8 protein-coding genes are annotated in these 6,825 nt (G+C 44.9%); 2 read left to right on the top strand and 6 right to left on the bottom strand.

Going from position 1 to position 6,825, the window contains the following annotated elements:
- The coding region (locus ACX0G9_RS31425; RefSeq protein WP_459068960.1) for a cob(I)yrinic acid a,c-diamide adenosyltransferase at nt 1-388 on the top strand (388 nt) is incomplete at its 5' end.
- Here the strand turns inward: ACX0G9_RS31425 and ACX0G9_RS31420 are convergent.
- Nucleotides 385-1,035 (bottom strand): ABC transporter ATP-binding protein, encoded by a 651-nt coding sequence (locus ACX0G9_RS31420; RefSeq protein WP_459068959.1) that lies wholly within the window; start codon nt 1,033-1,035, stop codon nt 385-387. The two genes, ACX0G9_RS31425 and ACX0G9_RS31420, sit on opposite strands and share 4 nt — an antisense overlap.
- A 334-nt stretch (nt 1,036-1,369) precedes the next feature.
- On the opposite strand from ACX0G9_RS31420, the gene ACX0G9_RS31415 reads away from it, so the two are divergent.
- The gene (locus ACX0G9_RS31415) at nt 1,370-1,591 is read left to right on the top strand and encodes a DUF2795 domain-containing protein (protein ID WP_039131553.1); all 222 of its coding nucleotides are present in this window, start codon (nt 1,370-1,372) and stop codon (nt 1,589-1,591) included.
- A 119-nt stretch (nt 1,592-1,710) separates the two neighbouring features.
- On the opposite strand, the gene ACX0G9_RS31410 is transcribed toward ACX0G9_RS31415, so the two are convergent.
- From ACX0G9_RS31410 to ACX0G9_RS31390, 5 genes are all read right to left on the bottom strand, one after another.
- Nucleotides 1,711-2,526 carry an enoyl-ACP reductase FabI gene (locus ACX0G9_RS31410; RefSeq protein WP_459068958.1) on the bottom strand — a complete coding sequence of 272 codons (816 nt, stop codon included), beginning with the start codon at nt 2,524-2,526 and terminating at the stop codon, nt 1,711-1,713.
- A 103-nt stretch (nt 2,527-2,629) separates the two neighbouring features.
- On the bottom strand, nt 2,630-2,854 hold the full coding sequence (locus tag ACX0G9_RS31405; protein WP_459068957.1) for a hypothetical protein: 225 nt from the start codon (nt 2,852-2,854) through the stop codon (nt 2,630-2,632).
- Nucleotides 2,851-4,518 (bottom strand): DNA repair protein RecN, encoded by a 1,668-nt coding sequence (gene recN, locus ACX0G9_RS31400; protein ID WP_459068956.1) that lies wholly within the window; start codon nt 4,516-4,518, stop codon nt 2,851-2,853. Before recN ends, ACX0G9_RS31405 begins: the two co-directional genes overlap by 4 nt.
- Before the next feature lie 120 nt (nt 4,519-4,638).
- Entirely contained in the window at nt 4,639-6,228 is a 1,590-nt protein-coding gene (locus ACX0G9_RS31395; RefSeq protein WP_459068955.1) for a tetratricopeptide repeat protein, read from the bottom strand.
- Between the two features lie 30 nt (nt 6,229-6,258).
- On the bottom strand, nt 6,259-6,825 hold a 567-nt coding region (locus ACX0G9_RS31390; protein WP_459068954.1), incomplete at its 5' end, for a zinc ribbon domain-containing protein.

The following is a 6,825-nucleotide window of genomic DNA, read 5'->3' as shown; positions in this document are numbered from 1 at the left end:
GCTCAGGGAGGTCCAGGACCGCCTCTTCACCATCGGGGCTTCTTTGGCCTGTGACCCCGAAAAGGAGTCACGCATGAAGATCCCCGATCTCCATAAGGAGGATATTGACCTGCTTGAAAAGGAGATCGACCGGATGGATGCCGCCCTGTCTCCTATGAAATCTTTTATTTTGCCGGGAGGGCATCAGGCCGTTTCAACTGCCCATATAGCCAGGTGCGTTTGCCGGCGGGCAGAAAGGATCTGCGTCCGGATGCAGGAAGACCAGCTTTTCATTGAACCCATCGTGATCCAATACCTGAACCGGCTCAGTGATCATCTTTTTGTACTTTCCAGATATATAGGACATTTACTGAACGTCCCGGAGATTCCGTGGAAGCCAAGGGTTTAATGCATCAAACCATCACGCATATGTAATACCCTGTCGCTCATTCGCGCTAATTCTTCATTATGGGTGACGATGAGAAAAGTCTGTGAAAAACGGTCCCTTAACTCAAAGAACAATTTATGCAATTCTTTGGCATTGGCTGAATCGAGATTACCGGTTGGCTCGTCTGCAAATACTATATCCGGATTATTGATCAGGGCCCTGGCTACCGCAACCCGTTGCTGTTCTCCTCCGGATAAAGCGTTTGGCTTGTTTTCCACCCTATGCCCAACTCCTAAGGTTTCCAGTAGGGAAACAGCCTGCTTCTCCACCTCCTTTTTTTTACGTCCGGCAATCCAACCAGGGATACAAACATTTTCCAGGGCACTGAATTCAGGCAGCAAATGATGGAACTGGAAGACAAAACCGATATGGCGGTTACGAAAAGCAGCCAGATTTTTGCCTTTTAATTGACTTATTTTTTTATCCCCGAGAAAAACCTCACCCTTTGCAGGTTCGTCCAGGGTGCCCAGGATATGTAATAAGGTGCTTTTTCCGGATCCGGAAGGCCCCACAATACTAACGATCTCTCCCTTTCGGATAGAAATATCCACTCCCTTTAAAACCCACAAATTGCCGTAATTTTTATGTATCTCCCTGGCTGTTAACATACTATTATATTAAATAAAATTACCCTTTTGAAGGGTTTTCTCTTCCGGAGCCGATCCCCCGTTGATTGAACCCGAAATTCCGGGTTTTACTCAGTATTACTAAGTTAGACCCCGCAAACCTACCGATTGGAGCGCATATTATAGAAAGATGGAAGTCGATTTTAGAAAAAAACTAGATGATAACCCTGAGTTTCGCAGGTTAATTTTCGATGGGTATTTGGTGGTTAAATTTAAAAAATTACATTTGCCGAAAATTAAGGGTAGGCAGAAAGTGATTTAAAGAGGAAAAAAAGCGGAAAAGTATACAATATTCAGAAATTAAAACAAGGTAAAGATGTTTTGGACACTAGAATTAGCCAGCTATCTGGAAGATGCTCCCTGGCCGGCTACCAAAGACGAATTGATCGATTATGCTATTCGTTCGGGTGCTCCTATTGAGGTGGTTGAAAACTTACAGGAACTGGAAGACGAAGGAGAGATCTATGAAGGCATTGACGACATATGGCCGGACTATCCAAGTCAGGAAGATTTTTTCTTCAACGAGGATGAGTACTAGCAAGGGTTTCAGCGATTTTACCATCCTGAATTTCCTCGTTAATCCACCATTTGTAAATAATTAAAATCCGTTTCGAAAAAAATTCGAAACGGATTTTTTTGCATTTAACCGAAATAATATTATTCGACCCCCAATTTCTGCAACACTTCAGCGCTTACACCCGTTGAAGAATAGCCTCCATCGTGAAAAAGGTTCTGCATAGTAACCATCCGGGTCAGATCTGAGAACAGAGTCACACAGTAATTGGCGCAATCCTCGGCAGTGGCATTCCCGAGAGGGGCTACGGAATTGGCAAAATCGTAGAAATCGCCAAAACCTTTTATACCCGTACCGGCAGTAGTTTTGGTAGGCGACTGGGATACGGTATTTATACGTACTTTTTTCTCCAGGCCATAATGATAACCAAAACTGCGGGCGATAGATTCCAGCATAGCCTTAATATCCGCCATATCGGTATAAAATGGATAGGTCCGTTGAGCGGCCATGTAGGTAAGCGCAACCACGCTGCCCCATTCGCTGATCGCATCCAGTTTTTTAGCCACGCTCAGCATTTTATGGAAGGACATGGCAGAGATATCGATCCCTTTCATAAAATAGTCGTAATTCGATTCCGTATAGGGTATGTTTTTGCGAATGTTTACGCTCATCCCAATGGAATGCAGCACAAAATCGATCTTGCCACCCAGGATCTCCTGGGATTTGGTAAAAAGATTGGTTAATTCCTCCACACTGGTCGCATCGGCAGGAATTATCTCGGACTTTGTTTTTTCCGCCAATACCTTGATCTCACCCATCCGCATGGCAATCGGGGCATTGGTCAATACAAAGGTGGCCCCTTCCTCATGTGCCTTTTCAGCTACTTTCCATGCAATCGAATTGGAGTCTAATGCCCCTGTAATGATCCCTCTTTTACCTTTTAGCAGGTTGTATGCCATAACTTGATTTTTTGAGACAATTTAAATTGAATTCGAGGCCAAATATATGGGATTAAATATTTCCGGGCACTTACCCCATTGGCTTCCTGTTAAAAATTTTATTTTAACCGTGAGGGTTATTCATATGCGGGGGAAATAACTGCAACACCAGACCCACCACCAGAATCGTATAGACAATGACCAGGAGAAAATTGGCGAGCATAAAAAGAAAGAACCGGGCAGCGGATTGCCGGGGCTGAATATATCGTTGCAAAATTCTGTTGATATAATATATAGGAACGAGCAGCAGGATGACAAGAAGTACCAGGAGCAGGGATGGAGTTTTCATTGCATCACCATTTCCCTGGCGTTCTCCAATGCTGCAGCGGTAGGCTTTTCACCGCTTAACATTTGGGCGATAGCCGTGATCCGCTCCTCCTGGGTAAGCAGACGAATATTGGTCTTCACCTGCCCGCCTTTGCTCTCCTTATAAACGAAATAATGTGCATTTGCCTTACCTGCGATCTGGGGCTGATGGGTGATACAGATTACCTGTCGTTTTTTTGCGAGATTTTTCAAAATGATCCCGACCTGCCTGGCCGCTTCACCGGAGATCCCGGTATCGATCTCGTCGAAGATCAGGGTCGCCAGATCGATGGATTCGGCAACCAGTGATTTGATACATAACATCAGGCGGCTAAGTTCTCCGCCGGAAGCTACTTTCCGGATCGGCTCGAACCGGCCGCTCTTATTGGCATCAAAAAGAAAGTCGATCGTATCCATTCCGGTACTGTTCAGCATCTCCCCACCGTTCTGTACTTTCACCTGTAAGCGGGCATTCGGCATACCTACCTGTTTGAGAAGGCGGTTCACCTGTTCTTCCAAAGGTGCTGTCTGGGCCTGTCTTTTTTTGGAAAGAACCGTCGCCAGTTTTTTAGCTTTCTCCAGCAGCCTGGTAGTTTCCTTTTCTTTGGCAGCTATACTATCATCCACCTGCAGGGAATCTTTTAATTTATTATCCAATTCCTGCCGGAGGAGCAACAATTCCCCGGTAGTCTGGACACCATGTTTTTTCAGGAGTTTATAACCAGCCGATATCCTCCCGTTTATTTCTTCTATCCGTTGGGGGTCATAGTTCACATGATCTTTAATACGCTCCACCTCTCCGGAAATATCCTGTAATTCGATCTGGACCGATTGCATGCGGTCAGCTATTCCAGGCAAGTCCGGATGAAGAGAGGAGAATGCCTGGATTTGATGTAGCAAGGATTTCAGCTGTTGAACCATCGGCGTCTCCCCGTCCGTCAACTCATTATAAACCTTTGCTAAAGCCATTTTAATGCCTTCCGAATTGTTCAATAACTTTAGCTCCGAATCCAGTTCTTCCAGTTCGTTTTCACGGAGGCCAACCTCACTTAATTCATCGAATAGAAATTTATTATAGTCCAGTTCCTTATTGAAATGCGCCTTTTGCTCCAGCAAAGCTGCCAATTCTTTTCCTGCATTCTGCCAGGCACGGAATTCCAGCCGGTATTCATCGACCACAGCAAGCTGTCCGGCCAGACCATCCAATACTTCTCTTTGAAAATCAGATTCTCCGAGCTCCAGGGTATCGAATTGCCGGTGCAGATCTACCAATAAAGAACTCAGTTTCCTTAATTGCTCCAGGTTCACCGGCGTATCGTTCACGAAGGCCCTTGATTTTCCATTCGGGGCGATTTCCCTTCTGATGACCACTTCTTCATCTTCCTCCCCATCCAGCCCATTGGCCGCGAAAAAAGCAATGGCCTCTTTCTTGCCCCCGATCCCGAATACACCCTCGACATAACATTTTTTTTCCCTGTTCAGCAGAACAGCCGGATCGGCCCTATCCCCCAGGATCAGAGACAATGCACCCATCAGAATGGATTTACCTGCTCCCGTCTCGCCGGTAATCACATTCAGGCGATCGGAAAAATCAATGGTGAGCGCATCGATTATGGCGTAGTTCTGTATGTGAAGTTTTTGTATCATATAGTGTAGCAACAAGCTATTAGCACAATGCTCCAAGCCAGCCTCTCAATATTTATTAATAAGGAGCAAATTAAGTAATTAGGTAATTCATCCAACAGTAAGATTCCCACATTTCAAAAATCATTCCCCCTTACAACGGGCAATCCCCGCTATCGCTTTTTGATCCAGCGAATTTTTATATTCATGTTCTTTCATGGAAAGGCATTTTTGAAAATAGGCTATCGCCTCCTGCAGGTTGCCTCTTTGTTCATACAGATAACCCATCTGAAGGGCAGCCCTGGCTGCATAATATTCCTTTAAGGATTCTCCGATCCGGATCGTGTTCAGATAGGCGGTTATCGCTTCATTCCCTTTTCCAAGCCCATCGTAGACCCGTCCCACCCGGTAGGTATATTCACATTTTTCTTCCGCCAGCCTGAAATCCCCGGGCTTTGTTCCCTGTAAGGATGCCAGGGCTTCTCCATAATACCCGCCGTCACTGAGCAGTCTTGCTTTTAACAATACTTTATTCGGCCAGATACCGCTTTTGGCTTCTTTTAACGCCTGCTTATCCGCATCCGCATCCACGCCGCCTTTTTTTATAGTTTGTTCCCTGAACATTCCCGCCTTTTGTTCATCACCCTGCAAATAATAATACCAGCTTAATTTTTGCAAAGCATCTTTCACATAAAATTTCCCCTTAAAACATCGTACAAAACGTTCCAGGTAGATATGCGCTTCCGGCTGCAGATGATACAGGCTTGCATACCCCATTTCCAGGTCCCATACCGGCATAGTCAAATATTCCGGAGCATTATTTTTCTGCCTGATAACCTGCTCGACAAACGCAGATTGCTGGTCATTGATGCCCAGGTTGGCGGCCAGGTAAGCAAAAAGATGATTATTTTTTATATCAAGTCTGTTTTGCCGGATATAAACGAAGACATCTGCCCGTTTGTTCTCTATATAGAACTTCAGGTACAAAAAATAAAATATAGCCTCATCACGGTACAATATAGCCCAGGGATCGTTTTGACCAAGGAAATGATCCAACTGCCCCATACCCGTTGTGATATCTCCTTTGATACCCAGCAGGCTGCTTAACCATTTATACCCGTCCGGAATAGTCCCTGCAACGACCTGCATCGCTCCGCTCAACATGATGGAAGGTGTAAAGTCAGGGAATTTTTTCTGATTTTCTTTGCTTTGGAGAAAGGAGCGTCTGAACTCCCAACCCGCATCCCAGTTATTACCGAATTTAATTTTTATAGCCGCCCATTGAAAATGGATTACGGATTTGGTGAACAGATGGAACGGAGAAGTCTGCGGGCCATCGTCCATTTGTTCCAGCCGCTCATCCAGCTTGTTTTTCCTGGATTCATATTCCGCAGGATCTTCATTAAAAAACAGGATGAAAAAATCTATATAATTATCCAGGAAGAACGGGATCAGGTTATCAGGATCTCTTTTTTTTTCTGAGTCCAGGATTTTCCTGCCTGCATCCAGCCTTAACTGTACAATCTCCCGGTAGGCCTGTTGGCAGGGAGCGTTGAAATCATAGTGCTTTTGTGCGAAACCAGTGCCGGGAAGGAGGAGCGAAAGCAGTAAATTAATAATGACAAATACGGCACCCAAAAAGGCAGGACGGGAAGAAAGAAAGATACGGGAAGCACCTGCAAAAAAAAACCGCCCCGGAATGTTTATCTTCTGAGGCGGCTTCTTTATTTGCATGAATTCGCGTTATGCATTATTTATCCCTTTCTATTTCACTTCGATACCGTCGTTCAATTCGTTATCCACCAGGATACGACCACAGTTCTCACATACGATGATCTTTTTCCGCTGACGGATCTCGCTTTGTCTTTGAGGGGGAATAGCATTGAAACAACCTCCGCAGGCATCCCTTACTACAGGAACAACGGCCAGCCCATTACGGTAATTGCCCCGGATACGGTCGTAAGAATGAAGGATCCTTGGTTCTACTTTCTGACGGGCTTCGGCAGATAATTTATTAAAGTGTTTTTCTTCCTTTTCCGTAGTACCGATGATCTTATCCAGTTCATCTTTTTTATTCTTCAGCACACCTTCCTTGGTGGAAATGTTCTTTTTGGCCTTTTCCAGCAATTGCACTTTTTCAGCAATTTCTTCGTTGGCATCTTTGATATGTTTCTCGGCCAGTTTCACTTCCAGCTGCTGCATTTCGATCTCTTTGTTGATCGCTTCAAACTCGCGGCTGTTTTTTACATTCTGACTTTGTTTGTCATATTTCTTTACCAGCGCATCAGCCTCTTTAATGATCTCTTTTTTCTGGTTGATGAACTCCTGGAT

The sequence above is a fragment of the Flavitalea flava genome, from assembly GCF_054461575.1.
Note: the sequence above shows the minus strand (reverse complement) of the source record. Positions and strands in the feature narration are given on the sequence as shown.

Coding starts and splice junctions, on each gene's coding strand:
- ACX0G9_RS31410 (WP_459068958.1), bottom strand. CDS start 2,526: ATGGCATACAACCTGCTAAAAGGTAAAAGAGGGATCATTACAGGGGCA.
- recN (WP_459068956.1), bottom strand. CDS start 4,518: ATGATACAAAAACTTCACATACAGAACTACGCCATAATCGATGCGCTC.
- ACX0G9_RS31405 (WP_459068957.1), bottom strand. CDS start 2,854: ATGAAAACTCCATCCCTGCTCCTGGTACTTCTTGTCATCCTGCTGCTC.
- ACX0G9_RS31420 (WP_459068959.1), bottom strand. CDS start 1,035: ATGTTAACAGCCAGGGAGATACATAAAAATTACGGCAATTTGTGGGTT.
- ACX0G9_RS31395 (WP_459068955.1), bottom strand. CDS start 6,228: ATGCAAATAAAGAAGCCGCCTCAGAAGATAAACATTCCGGGGCGGTTT.
- ACX0G9_RS31415 (WP_039131553.1), top strand. CDS start 1,370: ATGTTTTGGACACTAGAATTAGCCAGCTATCTGGAAGATGCTCCCTGG.